Origin of the sequence: Zymomonas sp. (assembly GCF_020216885.1) — a bacterium.
Taxonomy (GTDB): Bacteria; Pseudomonadota; Alphaproteobacteria; order Sphingomonadales; family Sphingomonadaceae; genus Zymomonas.
The window spans coordinates 1-15,279 of the sequence record NZ_JAIWON010000045.1; the positions used below are offsets into that span (position 1 = coordinate 1).

The window sequence follows — 15,279 nt, forward strand, 5'->3', positions numbered from 1 at the left end:
AAATTATCACTGCTGATAACCAAAAAGAGATCATCTTGAATAAGGGGTAAGGCTTTTTTGATGCCGCCGCCCGTTTCAAGAAGTTCATCCTCTTCATGAGAAATCTGGAGGTCGAAATCTTTGGCAGTATGACGCAAATGCGCTTCCAAAGGTTCGCTCATATAATGGGTGTTGACGACAACACGAGTGATGCCGCTCTCCTTGAGATGATCGAGAGCGTGGTCGATCAAAGGCTTGCCGCCAACTTCGACCAAAGGTTTCGGACGGGTTGCCGTTAGGGGGCGCATCCGTTTACCAAAACCGGCAGCCAGAATCATCGCCGTGCGGATAAGGCTTTGCGGCTTTTTGTTTTTCAACGTTATCGTCTTACTCAAGCTTTTCATTCTTTTCTCCTGCCCCCTACCTGAAATGAAGATGAGCGGCTTCTAGCAAAGTCGCGGCCGTCTTAAAATCATTTATCAATATTCGAGCGGTGGCCAGCGATTTTCCCAATAGCTGGGACGCTGCCATGTTAGTCGCCGCCGATTGTCTTCGAGAATATCAAGATGCAAAGCCAACCGATCAGGCCATATTTGGTCGATAACCTGTCCCAATCTTTCTGGCCATTCTACGAGCAAAGCCCCGTAAAAAGCGAATTCATCTAGCCCCAATTCCTGAATATCTTCGGGATTATCGAGGCGATATAAATCGACATGGGCAACAGGCAGACTGACTTCTGGGGGTTCGTAATCAATCATCAGTGCAAAACTGGGCGAAGGCACTTCTTCCTGAAAACCTAATTCGCTTAAAATACCCCGCGCTAGACTGGTTTTACCTGCACCCAAATCACCGGAAAGGGTAATGATATCCCCAGTTTGAAGAGATCGTCCCAGATAACGCCCTGCTTCTTCGGTAGCGGCGGCATCTGCCAGAATTATTTCCTGTATGCTCATCTTTTTACTATCGTCTAGGAAGGCTACATATTTCTTACAAAGCAGGCACATGGCGCGGCAAGGTAATAATGAAATGTGTCTTCTGGTTATGATTTGAATCAATATGAATTGATCCGCCATGCAAAGCAATAAAACGGCGAATAAGTGGGATCGCGATACTGCTGCTTCCTTTGCCGCCGCGAACGGATTGGCCATATTCGGAAAAATGGTCAAAGATCGGATCGGATAAAGAGGATTCAACATGCCCTTGTCGAGAAGAAGACAGGATATCTGCGTCATCGACTATGACAATCGAGATATGGTCGCCTGTCCCCGAAGCCTGTAACTGCACTGTGCCGCCACGCGGGTTGCGGGCAAGCGCAATCAGTAACATATGGTTGATCGCACGGGACAGACGCTGCGGATCGCTTTCTATCATGCCGAGATTGTTATCCAGTTTGAGTTCAAAATGGATGCCTAGCTCTTCTGCTCTTTTGGTAAGGGCGGTTGCCATATCTTGAAGAAGGGGCTTGATGTCAACATTCTGTCGATCAAGCTCAAGATTACCGGATTCAAGCAAAGTTAAGTCAAGAATATCGTCAATAAGCGTGCTTAATCGCGCAACCGCATCAAGAATGGCCGCGACATAATCATTCGCCATTTGGGACAGATCGCCACAATAGCCTTGTGCTAACATTTCAGCAAAGCCGCTGATAGAGGTCAAGGGCGTTCTGAGTTCATAGCTCATATTAGCGACAAAATCGGTTTTTAACCTATCCGCTGCTTCCAAAGCTTCATTACGGTCGCGAAGAGCGCGTTCCATTCGCCAGCTATCAGTCACATCCAACATCGTCAGAAGGATATTCCCATCTGGCAAGGGAATAGTCGAAAAGTTGAAATGCTGTTGGTCGATAAAGGCGATATGCCCATGTTTGGGTTGCCTCTCGATCATCGTCATCCGAATGGCATCGCTAATATAGTGGCTATGCTCGGTATTTTCTAAACGAAGGCGGGTTTTCTGGGCTAACTCGTCAACTCGTGGATGTGTCGAGAGCCATTTTTCATCAATCTGCCAAATATCGGTAAAACGGGTATTCCAGAGATTTAATCGCCCATCAGAAGCAAAAACGCCAATGGCTTCAAAGAGTTTATCAAAACTGGCCGTTCGGACGCGAAGCATAATGTCATGTGCTGATGTTAAACGAACCTGTTCTGTTCGATCTTCAAAAATCAGTAATAAGCCGCCGTCCGGTGTGGGTTGAGTAATGACCCGAAGATGGGAGCCATCCATCAACAACCAATTTTCTTCCAAAGCATTGTTATGGGATAAAAACCATTGCCGTCTTTCCGCTTTCCATGCGGGAAAGTCATGCGCCGCCGGCAGCCGTCCCGCTTCCCGCATTCTTTCAAGCACGCGATCAAATTCAGGATGGTCGGTAAGCCATTCGGCTTTCAGCGCAAAAAGATGCCGAAAAGGTTCATTCGCAAAGACTAAATTTTGTTCGGCATTGAACTGGGCAACACCAGCGGAAAGCTGATCGAGAATGTGACGTTGTGCCTGTAAAAAACGTCCCATTTCGGCTTTTGCTTCTTCCAAGGCTTCGACATCAAGCGCATATCCCGCAACCGCTCCCGTTGGTAAGGGAATATCCGTTAACCGCATCATTCGCCGTGTTCCCGACAAGATCACCGGAGAAAGGCGACTTTGCATGGATTTTGTTTCCAATGCCTTTTGGGCAAAAGAAACCGGATTATTAGCCCCCTTGCCTTCTGTTAGCTCGATATTGCGGGTGATGACTTCTCTGGCTGATGGACTTTCGACCGCTGTTACATAAGATTGGTTGACCATCTGTAACTGTAACGCGGCATTCCGATACCATATCGGAAAAGGCATCACCTCAAAAAGGGACGATAACGCCTGTAAAGCTTGTCCCGATTGTTGTGCCTGAAAGGTCAAAGCCTTTTGACGATCAGCCTCTTGGGTGATGTCGCTTACCCAAAGAATAATATCACGGGAAGATTGTGGTAAAATCTGACCATCAATTTTGAAAAGACGTTGGTCGACTTTATTTTGCACATGACAATGAAAAGCGCGGCCTGTTTTGGCCAATATGCCAAGGTGATTAGCCAGAATTTGGGCTGAATCGTTATCGAGCCATGAATAAAAGAAGATATCCGGCGAGGAAGAAATGTCTTCTAATCCGAGATAAGATGCGCTTTTAGGATTAAGAGCGGATATTTTTTGATTATGGATGACAAGGGCATGAACCGGTGCCGTGTCATAAATATTTTTAAGTGGATAAAAACGGCGAATAATCGTCTGCGCTTCTTTTGTCTTATGGAGCGCATTCAGAAAAAAATAGAGGGCAATACCCCAGAGGACAGCCAGCAATGACACCCCTAAGGCGATTGATATTCCATAAAGATGCAGGCTGTTTTCCATTGATCGTTATTCTGCCATTCCCCAAAATCACTAAAGGCAGACTATAGTCCTTTTATCACGGGAAATAAGGCAAAACAGACAGCCTAAAGGCAATGGGGCTGTTGATAGGGGATTTTTTATAGCGGGTCGCATAAAGACCGAGAAGATGAATGGTGGGCCCGGCAGGAATCGAACCCGCAACCTAGCCGTTATGAGCGGCCGGCTCTACCGTTGAGCTACAGGCCCCACCTTCTAAGGTTGCTCGATAGCCGAGCTTACCCCCATCTGACAAGAGTTATCGAAAAAAATTTAAGAGGCTTTTGATTGGCTTTCTTCTATCGGCAGCAAAATAATAAAAGAATCGTCTTTTATCTCAAGCTGGCCGTTAATAGCCGAAGCCAAATTTCTGACCAAGCGCAGCGTAAAGCCTAATCCGAGAACCGGACTATTTGGCCATTCCCCTTGCAAATTGAAACCGGGATCAAGAAGCGCTTGTTCATCATAGCCCTGCAACGCTGCCGGACGTTTGACCATAAAACGGATGAAGTGATCTTTTTGATCCAGATTAACTTCAATTTGTTCTTGCGCGGCCATCAGGCCAACCACGGTTGCCAATAAACGCGAGAAAATCCGTTCAATAGCTCTGGGATCTATTTTTAACAAAGGTAGTCCAGTTGCGACTTTGAACAGGATATCGCCATTATATTTATGAACCGCATCTTGATAATGGCTATGCAAAGCCGAAACGATCTGGGTTAAGCGTGTTGCCCCTTCACTCTGGGGGATGACAGGGGCAGTTTCATTCTCTTCGGCGGCAAGATTAAGATCGTCGACGGCTTGTAGTAAACGCTGCCCCTGACGGGTAATATCGGCAGCATAATAGCGATAGTTTTTCCCGACAGGCCCCAGCATCTGATGCTCAATCATTTCAGCAAAGCCGACGATCGCATTTAACGGATTACGTAGCTCATGCATCAATTGCCGCAGTGAATCGCGATCAATTTCAAGAACACTAGGCTGCGGCGGCATTGCCGATACAAAAGGTTGCGCCGTTTCTTCAATGCGTGGACGGCGTGCAATGCCACGATAACCAGAAAAATGACCCGTTTCAGGGCTAAAATAGGGATCAGCCGCAATGCGCCATTCCCCTGCTGCGGCTCCATTCCCTGGAATAGTCAATCGGGCATGTCGGATAGGAGCGCGTCGCGTAAAGGCACCGACAGCTTGTCCATCGACACCATAACCATTCTGTAAAGCGGGGGTCGCAAGCGAAATCCCTGCTAAAATATGGGAGGCGATCCCTTTCACATGGATGACGACACCGTTTTTATCGCTTTCGAAATTGAATTGTTCTGCACGGGCTTCCAGACTGCGCCGAAAGGCATCAATACGGGCTAATAAATGGCGTATCTGGGTATCTTCGCTACCGCTTTTTGATGTCTTTTTCTGTGATACTGCACTTTCATCCGTTTTTTTGGCATTGCGCGATTTACCCATGGCAAACCATGCGAAGTCCTTATTTTTGTCGGAGATGTCTTTTTCTGAAGATTGTTTTTGATCTAGCTTTGTTTCAAATTCAAAGATCGGCTTATCTTGGTCATTATGACCTTCAAGGGCTTCTTCTGCAGGCGTAATTTCTGACTGCCAGCGATCAGAAAATGGCGAAAAACGAGGAATCTTGACAGTTTCTTCCTGTGTTTTCTCTGCTTTTTCTGCCTTATGCTGTTCATTGACAGGCGGATTCGTTGTTGAGGCTTCAGGCATAACTGGCTTTTCATCCGTCGTCAGAGATTCAAGCGACGTGGTGAAAGGCTTAAAATAGGTGGGCTGGCGATAAGCTTGATGAAGAATGCCAGAACGGATGCTGTCAGAAAAAGACATCTCTTTTTCTGGAGCGCTTTCGTCTACCGAGATTTCTTCGGCAGAATGATTTTGGATTTCATCCGTTTCTTTGGCGAGTGAAATACTATCAGGCTTTTTCGAAAAAAGGCTTTTCCGGTAATCCATCAATGCTTCTGATGCTGGATTAGTGGCTTTTTCTTGCGGAGGTAACGGCTGTTCTGCCTTTTTAAGAGAAATGGGGGAAGCCTCTATTTTCTCTTGTTCAGGCTGAATGGAAACAGGCTCTTCCTTGGGATTATCTAAAATAGGACGATCGACACCAAGGCTATCCAAAGCGCGCAATACGAACGGATCAAGGTCATTCCGTTGACGAAGAATATTTCTGATGGGTTGGCGTAAAGCCGGTAAAATACCAATCCATTCAGTGACATCCAGCCGAACCGAGCTGATGACAGGCATCGCGATCAGGGCAATATCACAGGCAAAATATTGCACCAGTAACGGCGGGATATGGCGTCCGGCTAAGGTTTCGGCGGTATCGAGACGGATATTGGTAGGCACTTCACGCGTTAAATCCATTAAACGCTGATAGGCATTTTTCAACAAATGGGGGTCATGTTGCCCCTTATCTTGGGCGATACAATCTACTAATTGCCGCCAGACAGCGATCTTTTCCGCTTCTGTGTTAAGGGGCTGATCCATAATTGTTTGGAGCATATCGTCGAAACGCACGCCTGATTCCCGATTTTTAGTGAATACCTTACGCATTATCGGTAAAGGCAAGTGGTTAATATATCGCTGACATTTGTCATATTTAGGAGAAAAACAGGAAGATATTAAAAAATATTTTTTACATGGGGTAATTTATTCTTTTTTTTCTGAGAGATGTTTTTTTTATCAGATTTTACCCCATTTAATTATCAAGTCATCGAATTGAGGCTTTTTTTTACATAATCGTGCATAAGTGAAGTTGTATTTTTCGGCAATTTTATTATCTAGCCGGAAGATTAAATAGAAGGACTAAGTCCGTGACGGCTAATTACCCACTTGATTCAATCGATCGTCTGATTCTTGAGAATCTTCAAGATGAGGGACGTATCACGAATGTTGACTTGGCACGTAAAGCAGGATTGACAGCCCCCCCCTGTCTCCGTCGTGTACGTGCCCTTGAAGAAGCTGGCATCATTGAAGGTTACCATGCACAGCTTAATGCTAATGCCCTTGGCTATGGCATTATGGTTTTTGCTATGGTTAGCTTGAAAAGCCAAGCCGAAGATGATCTGCGCCAATTTGAAGAACATGTCGCAACCCTGCCGGAAGTGCGGGAATGTCACATGCTGAACGGGGAAATCGACTTCGTTCTTAAAATTGTTGCCCATGACTTGCAGGCTTTCCAGCATCTGCTGACTTCTCAATTGACGTCTGCCCCCAATGTTACCAGCGTCAAGACCTCTCTGATCATTCGGACATCCAAAGATTTACCGGGTGTGCCAGTTGATACCAAAGAGTAATCCAATCCCCCCCATTCTTCCGATATGTTTAGAAAAGAATATAGTATTTTTTGAATGACCAAGGCACTGGCGATCATGATATTTTCTGAAATTTTTTCAGATCTATATCGGTTGCCGGTGTGCCTTCTTCGGAAGAAATGACAAAATATCTGAACAGCGGCTTCGCTGTTTTTTTTGTCAAAAAAAACGGGCTGAGTTTTTCAGCCCGTTTTTCTTTGTCCAAATTCAATGCCTAAAATCAAGCCGCCGGAGTAGCGACATGAGTATCGGCATAGATTGACCAGAATTGCGCAATCGGAGCGCGACTACCTTGAACCGTTGCCAAGGTGGTTTTTGCTGCATCCTTTTGACCGGCAAGCGCCTGCGCCATACCTAAACGCAAGGTGGTAAGGTCATTGTCAACACCGGATTTGCTCTTGGCAATGGTGAAGAGATTGATCGCAAGGCTGTAATCACCAGCACCCAAGGCCAAAGTGCCATCAGTAAAAGCATCTTTACCGGTAGCGGCTTTACTGTCACGAGCAACGGCCTTGGCAAGATCAGCTTTTTCAGCTGCCACTTTCAAGCGAGCGGTGGAAAGCCATTTGCTGACCGTGCTGTCCGTTGCACTGAGAACTTTCTTCTGGATACCTTCTTTTAGCACGGTTTCAGCTTCGATCGGGTAACCGATATAAAGCGGCTGAGCGTAGAGCAGATATTCGCTTTCTGCACTTAAGGCACCCACAGCCCGCATCAAACGGAAGATATCAAGCGTAGCATCGCCATCAAGCGTCCGGTTGAAATCACGATAAATCTGTAAAGAGGTACGCCATGAATCATTCGTGGGATAAGACGCGATCCATTGCTGGCATAATTTAATGGTTTCCGGCTGTAACTTGGCATTATAGGCCAACGCCACACCGCGCTTTAACCAAGATTCTGGCACAGCCTGATTAGTGGCCTGCATTTTCTGGATGCCCGTTTCGAGCGCCGCAATAGCTTCGGCCGGCTTGTTAAGTTTGGCCTTGGCTTCCACCAGCATTGGATAAAGCTGTGTGTTATTGGCGTTTTCGATCTTCAACGCCTGTTCAATGTCAAATTCAGTCTTTCTGAATTGGCCTGCATCATAAGCCAATTGAGACTGGTTGACATAAAGTTGCCAGATCGTGTCTTGAGACATCCGCTGGTTGACTTTGCCGCTGCCCAGCATGAGATCAATGGATTGATTTTGTAAGGTTTGATCCTGTTTGGCGATGGACAGATCATAACCGAGAGAACCGACAACATATTTGTCATCATCGGTTGCCATAGCCGCCTTGGCAGCATCCAGTTTGGCCACTGCCGTTGCCAGATCATTAGCCTTGATAGCGGCTTGCGCTTCACCTGCGGCTGTTCTGACAGCAGGCGTAAGAACATAATCCTGACCGGGTTTGGCCGCCTGTTGAGGGGCAGCTTCGGCTTCATGCTTCTTCGCTGTAGCAGGCTGAATAGCTATAAGCGAAACACCGCTAAGGGCAAGCGTGAGCGACATAGCTATTTTGGAAGCAAATTTCATTCGTTCAATCTCCCGGTAAATATTCACAGAAGGATCGGATTTAAGACTACCCTGTCAGAAACCAACCTGCAAATAACTATTGAATTAGAGTATTCCGAAAAGCGGTATCCGCTCTGTCCAGATATATTTATTTAAACTATTTTTACTAACCTATAATGACAGCGAATAAATATAATTTGTCGTTTTTTATACCCTATTCGGCTGGTATCGCCTTTATCCTATTGCTATCAAAATTCTAACATATTGAAATTTTGTTAAAAAGCATCATTTTTTTGATGAGAAAAGATTCATACTGGAAAAATATATCCGTTGCCTTAAGGCATTCGCAGAAACCGGCTGTAATCACAGTAGGTTGAAACGGATATGATGATGAATAAACGACCTCTTTTCTCTAAAAACGCTTTTACTATCTGGTTAATGATTGCCCTTGTTGCTCTGGCATTCAATCTTCGAAGCCCGTTGACGGCTATCCCGCCTATAGTAAATGAAATCAGGTCAGCTCTTCATATCAATGCCGCAACCGCTGGATTATTAACCAGTATTCCTATTCTGTGCTTCGGTATTTTGACACCCCTTGCCTCTTATCTGATTAACCGAACTTCTTTAAAATTTTCGGTTCTGATGACATTGGGGGGCTGCATTATTGGCACCTTGATACGGGCATCAGGTAGCTTTGGCGGGTTAATAAGTGGCACGATTATTATCGGTATGTCCCTTACCATTGGTAATATTGTCAGCTTGTTGATTATTGCCAAGGATTTCTCCCATAAATCCCATATCGTAACAGGTCTTTATACCTCGGCTTTGAATGTCGGAACGATGCTCAGTTCGGCCTTAACACCGCCAATGACGCATTATTGGGGCTGGAAAACAGCGCTGGCCTCTTGGGTTGATCTGGCCTTTCTAGCTTTGATTTTGTGGCTAGTGATCTTTTATGCTGAAAAATCATTTACAGAATATGGTAATGATACCCTCCCAAGCGAAAAAGAAACCGAAAAAGCCACCGCCGATATTCTTGCAAAAGATCATCACCCCCATGATTCCGTTCATCGACAATTAGTTCAGGTATTAGTTATTTCTTTTGCTGCCCATTTATGCGTTTATTATGGTCTGACGGCCTGGATCCCGAGCTTTTTAAGACAAGCTGACCATATGACTTCTTCAGAGGCAGGCGGTGCCGCCGCTCTTTTTCAGATTTTGGCATTATTAGGATCCTTTGGTATCCCCCTATTAAGCCAGCGTTTTTCTTCGGCCTTTCTTCTAAAATTGATCGGGCTATGTTGGCTAATCACGCCGATCGGCCTTTTATGGCTGCCTTCTTTATGGCTTTTCTGGCTTGTTTTAGGAGGTTTTGCCGCAGGGGGTGGATTTACCGTAATCTTTTCAACGGTAATCCAATTTTCACGCAATCTTGATGATAATCGCCGAATTTCTTCTGCGGTACAGGGGGTCGGCTATATTTTCGCATCCGCCAGCCCCCTTCTCATTGGTTTTTTGCATCAAGCCTATGGAGACTGGAAAGCCGCCTTCTGTTTCCTATCAGTGGCTTCCCTACCCCTCTTTTGGACAGGCTTCCGACTTCAGAAAATAGAAAAATATTACAGAGCCTAAGTCCTTAATTCTTGCCATTGCCTGTATTTAATCCGTTTTTGATTAAAACGGGCATATTGGCAAATCCGAAAACGGCCGACAGAATCATCGCGCCCCAGATTTTCAAGGTCAACCAGACTTCAAAACTGAAATGCGTTCTTAGATATTCGTTGAGTAAGGCCATAACGAGAAAGAAGCAGCCCCAATTAAAACTTAAGATCAGCCAGCCTTTCTCAGTCACGCCATCAAAGGCATCTTCCATAATATATTTCAGCATTGGCTTGTTCAATAACCGCCCCCCCAACAGCATGACAGCAAAAAAACTGTAGATGATAGTCGGTTTAAGCTGAATGAAGCGTTGGTCATGAAACCACAGAGTCAGGCCACCAAAGAACATAATCAAGACAAAAGAAAGCCATAATGTTGGTGAGACCCGCCCCAGCTTGTAGCGGGAAACCCCAATAGCTACGATCATCGAGACCATAAAAGCGATGGTGCCTATAAAGAAGCCTGTCATTTTATAGGCCAAAAAGAAGATCACAAGCGGAGCGTAATCTATCGCCATTTTGACAAAAGAAGGCGAAGAAGAGGATGTTTTACGGGGAGAGTGATCGGTTTGTTTTTCCATAACCCATATTGACGGGAAAAGAAGCCAAAGGTCAATCAGAGAAAGCGCGCTTCAAACAAAGCCTATTTAGGATAATTAAAAACAGAGACCGGATAAGGGCAAAGATAGTTTCACAGTAAGCAATAAAAACTTTCACTCTGACTTATAATTTATGTGAAACAGATTTGAATGTTCTTCGTTAATTAAAGCAAAAGGTAATTGAGGCGGCTCGCAAACCACCACGCCTAAGGGGGCTGCGTCGCTTGGAAGAGAATAGAGGTTTCAAATGTCGAAGAATGGTAGACCTGACCGCATTGTTGTCGTGGGTGGCGGTGCCGGTGGATTACAGTTGGTGCGTGCTTTGGGGGAGCGTTTCGGGAAAGAGGCCGACGTTATTCTGGTTGACCGTAGTCCGACCCATGTTTGGAAGCCTCTGTTCCATGAAGTTGCAACCGGTGCCTTAGATGCCGACCTTGATGAAGTAAGCTATCGTTATCATGGTAAGCATTGGGGATATCACTATGTTCGTGGGACATTGGAAGATATCGACCGCAAAAATCATGAAATCATCCTTGAACCTTTAGTGGATGAAGAAGGCCATAAAATCAGCGATCAAGAACGCCTGCGTTATGATTATCTGGTTTTGGCATTGGGTTCGGTTGCCAATGATTTCAATACGCCCGGTGTAAGAGAGAACTGCCTGTTCTTGGATAGTCGCGCCCAAGCTGACCGTTTTCGCGAACATCTCTTTGATGCTTGTGCAAGCGCATCTAGAACCATGATTGCCCAACCGGGTATGGAAAAACCAGTCAGAGTAACGGTTATCGGCGCGGGGGCGACCGGTGTCGAATTATCGGCTGAATTATACAACACTGCCATTGAACTGGGTAATTTCGGCCTCGAAAAATTCGGTGCCAATTGTATGAAAGTGACCTTGGTCGAGGCTGCCCCTCGTATTTTGGCACCTTTACCTGAGTTTATGGCCGAGGATGCGCATACGGTTTTACAGCGTTTGGGTGTCGATATCAAAACCAATACGATGGTTGTTGAAGCCGGTGAAGGTTTTATCAAGACCAAAGATGGCCAGACCATTGAAAGTGATATCCAGCTTTGGGCAGCTGGCGTGAAAGCGCCTGACTTCCTGTCTAAGGTCGAAGGTCTGGAAGTTGCTCGTAGCAACCAGATTATCGTGAAGCCGACCTTACAGAGCACGACAGATGAGCGTATTTTCGCGATGGGCGATTGCTGTTCATGCAAATTGCCTGAAGCGGAACGTCCTGTGCCGCCGCGAGCGCAGGCTGCCCATCAGATGGCCGATACAGTTTTTGAAAATATCGTTCGCTTGCGAAAAGGTGAACCGCTTAAAGATTTCGCTTATCGCGATTATGGCACGCTGCTTTCCCTTAGCCGTTTTGCAGCCATTGGCGATTTAAGCCTGAGCGGGAAGAAAAATGTCGGTAAACGCGTCGTTAAAGGCCGGATTGCCCGCTTCTTCTATAACTCGCTTTATCGTCTGCATTTGTTGGCTATTCATGGATGGGTCAAAGGCTCGGCCGTTCTCGCCGCCGCCATGGCACACAGCATGTTACGCCCTAAAGTCAAATTATACTGATATTTGACGTAGAAAATTTTTGTAGCACCTTGTTTCGGGTGGGATGCTCCCATTCGGAACAAGGTATTTTTTTATCTTTTTTTCCAGTAATGAGCCTTTTTAAAAAAGAAAGACCAAAGGATAGGCTGAAAAATGTCAGAAGCCGCCGCAAAGAAAGCGCCGTCATGGGAAGATTTGACGGAGGCGTTGCGTCACTGCACGCGCTGCGCTCTTTATCAAAAAGCGACACAAGTCGTTTGTGGCGAAGGTTCGCATAAAAGCCCCGTTATTTTTGTGGGCGAACAGCCCGGAGATCAGGAAGACTTAGCCGGACGGCCTTTTGTAGGCCCTGCTGGACAGGTTTTTGATGAGGTCATGGCATCTATCTCTTGGCCAAGAGACGAAATTTATCTGACCAATGCCGTCAAGCATTTTAAATTCTGGTTAAAAGGGGAAAGGCGTATTCATCAGACCCCTGCCCCTGAAGAAGTCGAGTGCTGTCGATATTGGTTAAGGCAGGAATGGCGTTTGTTAAAACCGCGTTTAACCGTAGCCTTAGGCGGAACGGCTGTGCTGGCTTTGACCGGGAAAAAACAGACTTTGGGATCTCTGCGGGGACAAATTTTGACATTGGGTGATAGAGCACCTTTTATTGCAACTTATCACCCTTCTTATATTTTACGGCAACCGAGTGAAGAAGGGCGGCAGAAAGCCTATCAGGCAATGCAGCAAGATTTAATCATGGCACGGGATTTTTTAGCCGCTTCCTAATTGGAGGCAGCTTTCTTTTTGGCAAAAAGGCCTATTTCAAAAAAATTTCTCCGACGGCTTAATAAATATAATAGCAGGCCAACGGAAATCTTATTGCGAGAAAATTGATTTTAAAGGATGAGGGATTTTTTGTCTTTTAGGCAAAAAAAGAGCCTTAAAACGGCTCATCTATTAAATATACTATCAGTGGATAATCCCTAGAAAGAGATGGTGCCCAGGAGAAGACTCGAACTTCCACGGCCTTAACGGCCACTGGCACCTGAAGCCAGCGCGTCTACCAATTCCACCACCTGGGCATTTGGGGTGTGGCGCGTTTTTAGTAGACATCTCTAGCATCTGTCAATCATTTATGTGAAAGCAGCGTAAATTTTTTTGCTCTCACCCTCAATATGGACAGCTTTATCTTATGCATGACTCTTTGTTGACGATTATTTTGCTTGGTATTCTGGAAGGTGTCACGGAATTTATTCCGGTCTCCTCAACCGGTCACCTTATCCTCGCTGAAAGGCTGTTAGGCGCACATGGTGCCAATTCCGCCAGTTTTGACATTATTATCCAACTGGGTGCTATCTTAGCGGTCATCGTTTTTTATTGGGAACGATTCCTCAATATTGCCAAAGGGCTGTTTCAGCATTCCCCATCCTCATGGCATTTTGTCAGAAATATTCTTTGCGGTTTTATTCCGACCGTTATTGTCGGGGCTATCGCCTATCATGCCGTCAAAGCCCTATTGGAAAAACCAATGGTGGTTGCCATTGCCTTATTTGTCGGTGGTATCGCGATGTTAATCATTGATCGAGAATCATCTCATCCCGAGAATACCTCGGTGCAATCTATTCCGGTTCACAAGGCCGTTCTCGTAGGATTAGCACAATGTCTGGCAATGATCCCCGGGGTCAGCCGTTCCGGTGCCACGATTATGGGCGCGTTATGTCTGGGTATTGATCGCAAAACAGCCACTGAATATAGCTTTTTTCTAGCTATTCCGGTCATGCTGGCGGCTACCGTCAAAGAATTATGGGAACAGCGTCACAATCTTCATATAGCGGATTTTGGCGAAATCAGCCTTGGTTTTGTAATTTCTTTTGTAACGGCCTTGATTGTTATCAAATTATTTTTGGAAATCGTCACCCGCCGCGGTTTTGCGCCTTTTGCTTGGTACCGGATTATTATCGGTCTGGTAGCCTTTGCTTTCCTTTTGTTTAATTAGTTCCACATCGGAACTAATATTCATTCTCAAAAAGAAAATTTGAGAAAATATATCATTTTTTGCAAAAATAAGGACAGTAATGCTGACATATATGTATTTTTGTGCGTGACTTGGTGGAAAAAAATAATTATGTCGCTTGTCATGAAGGAAATTGATTATGGCGCAAAATAAAATGCTGTCCTTTGTTCATCTGAAACAAGCCTATCCTGAAAAACGATCAGCACAGGAAAGAGACAAAGACTTTAACGAGATTTATCGGTCTTTCTCTGACGAACAGGCGAGCTGTCAGGCATCCCGTTGTTCTCAATGTGGTGTGCCGTATTGTTCAGCTTACTGTCCGCTGCATAACAATATTCCCGACTGGCTAAAAATGACGGCAGAAGGCCGGTTGCAGGATGCCTATGCCCTTTCCAGCGCAACTTCGACCATGCCGGAAATTTGTGGCCGCATTTGCCCGCAAGACCGTCTTTGTGAAGGTAACTGCGTTATTGAGAATTCCGGTCACGGTGCAGTCACCATTGGGTCGGTTGAAAAATACATCACCGATACGGCATGGAAAGAAGGTTGGGTCGAACCCTTACAGCCGATAACTGAACTTGATATTTCGGTTGGGATTATCGGTTCGGGGCCTGCTGGATTGACGGCGGCTGAAAAATTACGGCAGCAGGGGTATCAGGTCCATGTTTATGATCGCCATGATCGTGCCGGTGGCCTTTTGACCTATGGTATCCCCGGCTTTAAACTAGAAAAAGACATTGTTGCACGTCGTGTTAAACGATTGGCCGATGGGGGTGTAACCTTCCATACTAATTTCCACGTCGGCAAAGATGCCAGTCTTGAAGAATTGCGTAAGCGCCATGCGGCTATTCTGATCGCAACCGGTGTTTATAAAGCCCGTGGCCTAGCTACCCCCGGTAAAGAATTAAATGGCATTGTTGATGCGCTGGATTTCCTGATTAGCTCTAACCGTAAATCTTTTGGTGATAAGGTTGAGGCCTTTGATAATGGAACCCTTGATGCCAAGGGTAAAAAAGTAGTGGTCATCGGTGGTGGTGACACCGCGATGGACTGCGTCAGAACAGCTATCCGTCAGGGGGCAGAATCTGTCCGCTGTCTCTATCGTCGCGATCGGGTCAATATGCCTGGTTCCGCACGTGAAGTAAAAAATGCTGAGGATGAAGGCGCAGAATTTGTCTGGTTATCTGCACCGGAATCTTTTGTCGGAAAAGGCCATGTTGAATCTGTAAAAGTCCGTGGAATGCGTCTTGGTGCGCCAGATGGTTCTGGCCG

Annotated in this window: 12 protein-coding genes and 2 tRNA genes; 6 read left to right on the forward strand and 8 right to left on the reverse strand. The window is 45.8% G+C overall.

The genetic code is table 11. The features are described from left to right. The 5 genes from LDL18_RS02280 to LDL18_RS02300 all read right to left on the reverse strand — a co-directional run. Positions 1–383, reverse strand: a 383-nt coding sequence (locus LDL18_RS02280; protein ID WP_296506722.1) for a nucleotidyltransferase family protein, incomplete at its 3' end; no start/stop codon positions are given. Positions 384–458: 75 nt separating this feature from the next. Beyond that, positions 459–983 carry a tRNA (adenosine(37)-N6)-threonylcarbamoyltransferase complex ATPase subunit type 1 TsaE gene (gene tsaE, locus LDL18_RS02285; RefSeq protein WP_296506724.1) on the reverse strand — a complete coding sequence of 175 codons (525 nt, stop codon included), beginning with the start codon at positions 981–983 and terminating at the stop codon, positions 459–461. Next, complete coding sequence (locus LDL18_RS02290) at positions 967–3,354, reverse strand: PAS domain-containing sensor histidine kinase (RefSeq protein ID WP_296506726.1); 2,388 nt, start codon at positions 3,352–3,354, stop codon at positions 967–969. Before LDL18_RS02290 ends, tsaE begins: the two co-directional genes overlap by 17 nt. Positions 3,355–3,504: 150 nt before the next feature. Further along, positions 3,505–3,579: transfer RNA gene (locus tag LDL18_RS02295), tRNA-Ile, on the reverse strand. 63 nt (positions 3,580–3,642) lie between these two features. Further along, positions 3,643–5,907 carry a HAMP domain-containing sensor histidine kinase gene (locus tag LDL18_RS02300; RefSeq protein ID WP_296506728.1) on the reverse strand — a complete coding sequence of 755 codons (2,265 nt, stop codon included), beginning with the start codon at positions 5,905–5,907 and terminating at the stop codon, positions 3,643–3,645. A 296-nt stretch (positions 5,908–6,203) separates the two neighbouring features. Between LDL18_RS02300 and LDL18_RS02305 the strand changes: the two genes are divergently transcribed. Further along, complete coding sequence (locus tag LDL18_RS02305; RefSeq protein ID WP_296506729.1) at positions 6,204–6,686, forward strand: Lrp/AsnC family transcriptional regulator; 483 nt, start codon at positions 6,204–6,206, stop codon at positions 6,684–6,686. A gap of 238 nt (positions 6,687–6,924) precedes the next feature. Here the strand turns inward: LDL18_RS02305 and LDL18_RS02310 are convergent, their stop codons facing one another. Further along, positions 6,925–8,220, reverse strand: a complete 1,296-nt coding sequence (locus tag LDL18_RS02310; protein ID WP_296506731.1) for a hypothetical protein — start codon at positions 8,218–8,220, stop codon at positions 6,925–6,927. Positions 8,221–8,586: 366 nt separating this feature from the next. Here LDL18_RS02310 and LDL18_RS02315 point away from each other — a divergent pair, with 366 nt between their 5' ends. After that, the gene (locus LDL18_RS02315) at positions 8,587–9,831 is read left to right on the forward strand and encodes an MFS transporter (RefSeq protein ID WP_296506733.1); all 1,245 of its coding nucleotides are present in this window, start codon (positions 8,587–8,589) and stop codon (positions 9,829–9,831) included. Positions 9,832–9,835: 4 nt separating this feature from the next. On the opposite strand, the gene ispZ is transcribed toward LDL18_RS02315, so the two are convergent. After that, positions 9,836–10,438 (reverse strand): septation protein IspZ, encoded by a 603-nt coding sequence (ispZ, locus tag LDL18_RS02320; RefSeq protein ID WP_296506735.1) that lies wholly within the window; start codon positions 10,436–10,438, stop codon positions 9,836–9,838. A gap of 265 nt (positions 10,439–10,703) precedes the next feature. On the opposite strand from ispZ, the gene LDL18_RS02325 reads away from it, so the two are divergent. Both LDL18_RS02325 and LDL18_RS02330 read left to right on the forward strand, forming a co-directional pair. Continuing rightward, a complete protein-coding gene (locus LDL18_RS02325) occupies positions 10,704–12,029 on the forward strand; it encodes an NAD(P)/FAD-dependent oxidoreductase (RefSeq protein WP_296506737.1) in 1,326 nt (441 codons plus the stop codon). Between the two features lie 132 nt (positions 12,030–12,161). Further along, positions 12,162–12,779, forward strand: coding sequence for a UdgX family uracil-DNA binding protein (locus tag LDL18_RS02330; protein WP_296506739.1), 618 nt, complete (start codon positions 12,162–12,164; stop codon positions 12,777–12,779). Between the two features lie 208 nt (positions 12,780–12,987). Here LDL18_RS02330 and LDL18_RS02335 read toward each other — a convergent pair. Beyond that, positions 12,988–13,075 (reverse strand) — tRNA-Leu (locus LDL18_RS02335). Between the two features lie 110 nt (positions 13,076–13,185). Here LDL18_RS02335 and LDL18_RS02340 point away from each other — a divergent pair. Further along, complete coding sequence (locus tag LDL18_RS02340; RefSeq protein WP_296506741.1) at positions 13,186–13,989, forward strand: undecaprenyl-diphosphate phosphatase; 804 nt, start codon at positions 13,186–13,188, stop codon at positions 13,987–13,989. Positions 13,990–14,146: 157 nt separating this feature from the next. Next, on the forward strand, positions 14,147–15,279 hold a 1,133-nt coding region (locus LDL18_RS02345; RefSeq protein WP_296506742.1), incomplete at its 3' end, for an NAD(P)-dependent oxidoreductase.

Bases quoted from the DNA above. Each gene is read 5' to 3' on its own strand.
- LDL18_RS02325 (WP_296506737.1), top strand. From the start codon at position 10,704: ATGTCGAAGAATGGTAGACCTGACCGCATTGTTGTCGTGGGTGGCGGT.
- LDL18_RS02310 (WP_296506731.1), bottom strand. From the start codon at position 8,220: ATGAAATTTGCTTCCAAAATAGCTATGTCGCTCACGCTTGCCCTTAGC.
- LDL18_RS02330 (WP_296506739.1), top strand. From the start codon at position 12,162: ATGTCAGAAGCCGCCGCAAAGAAAGCGCCGTCATGGGAAGATTTGACG.
- LDL18_RS02340 (WP_296506741.1), top strand. From the start codon at position 13,186: ATGCATGACTCTTTGTTGACGATTATTTTGCTTGGTATTCTGGAAGGT.
- tsaE (WP_296506724.1), bottom strand. From the start codon at position 983: ATGTGCCTGCTTTGTAAGAAATATGTAGCCTTCCTAGACGATAGTAAA.
- ispZ (WP_296506735.1), bottom strand. From the start codon at position 10,438: ATGGAAAAACAAACCGATCACTCTCCCCGTAAAACATCCTCTTCTTCG.
- LDL18_RS02315 (WP_296506733.1), top strand. From the start codon at position 8,587: ATGATGAATAAACGACCTCTTTTCTCTAAAAACGCTTTTACTATCTGG.
- LDL18_RS02290 (WP_296506726.1), bottom strand. From the start codon at position 3,354: ATGGAAAACAGCCTGCATCTTTATGGAATATCAATCGCCTTAGGGGTG.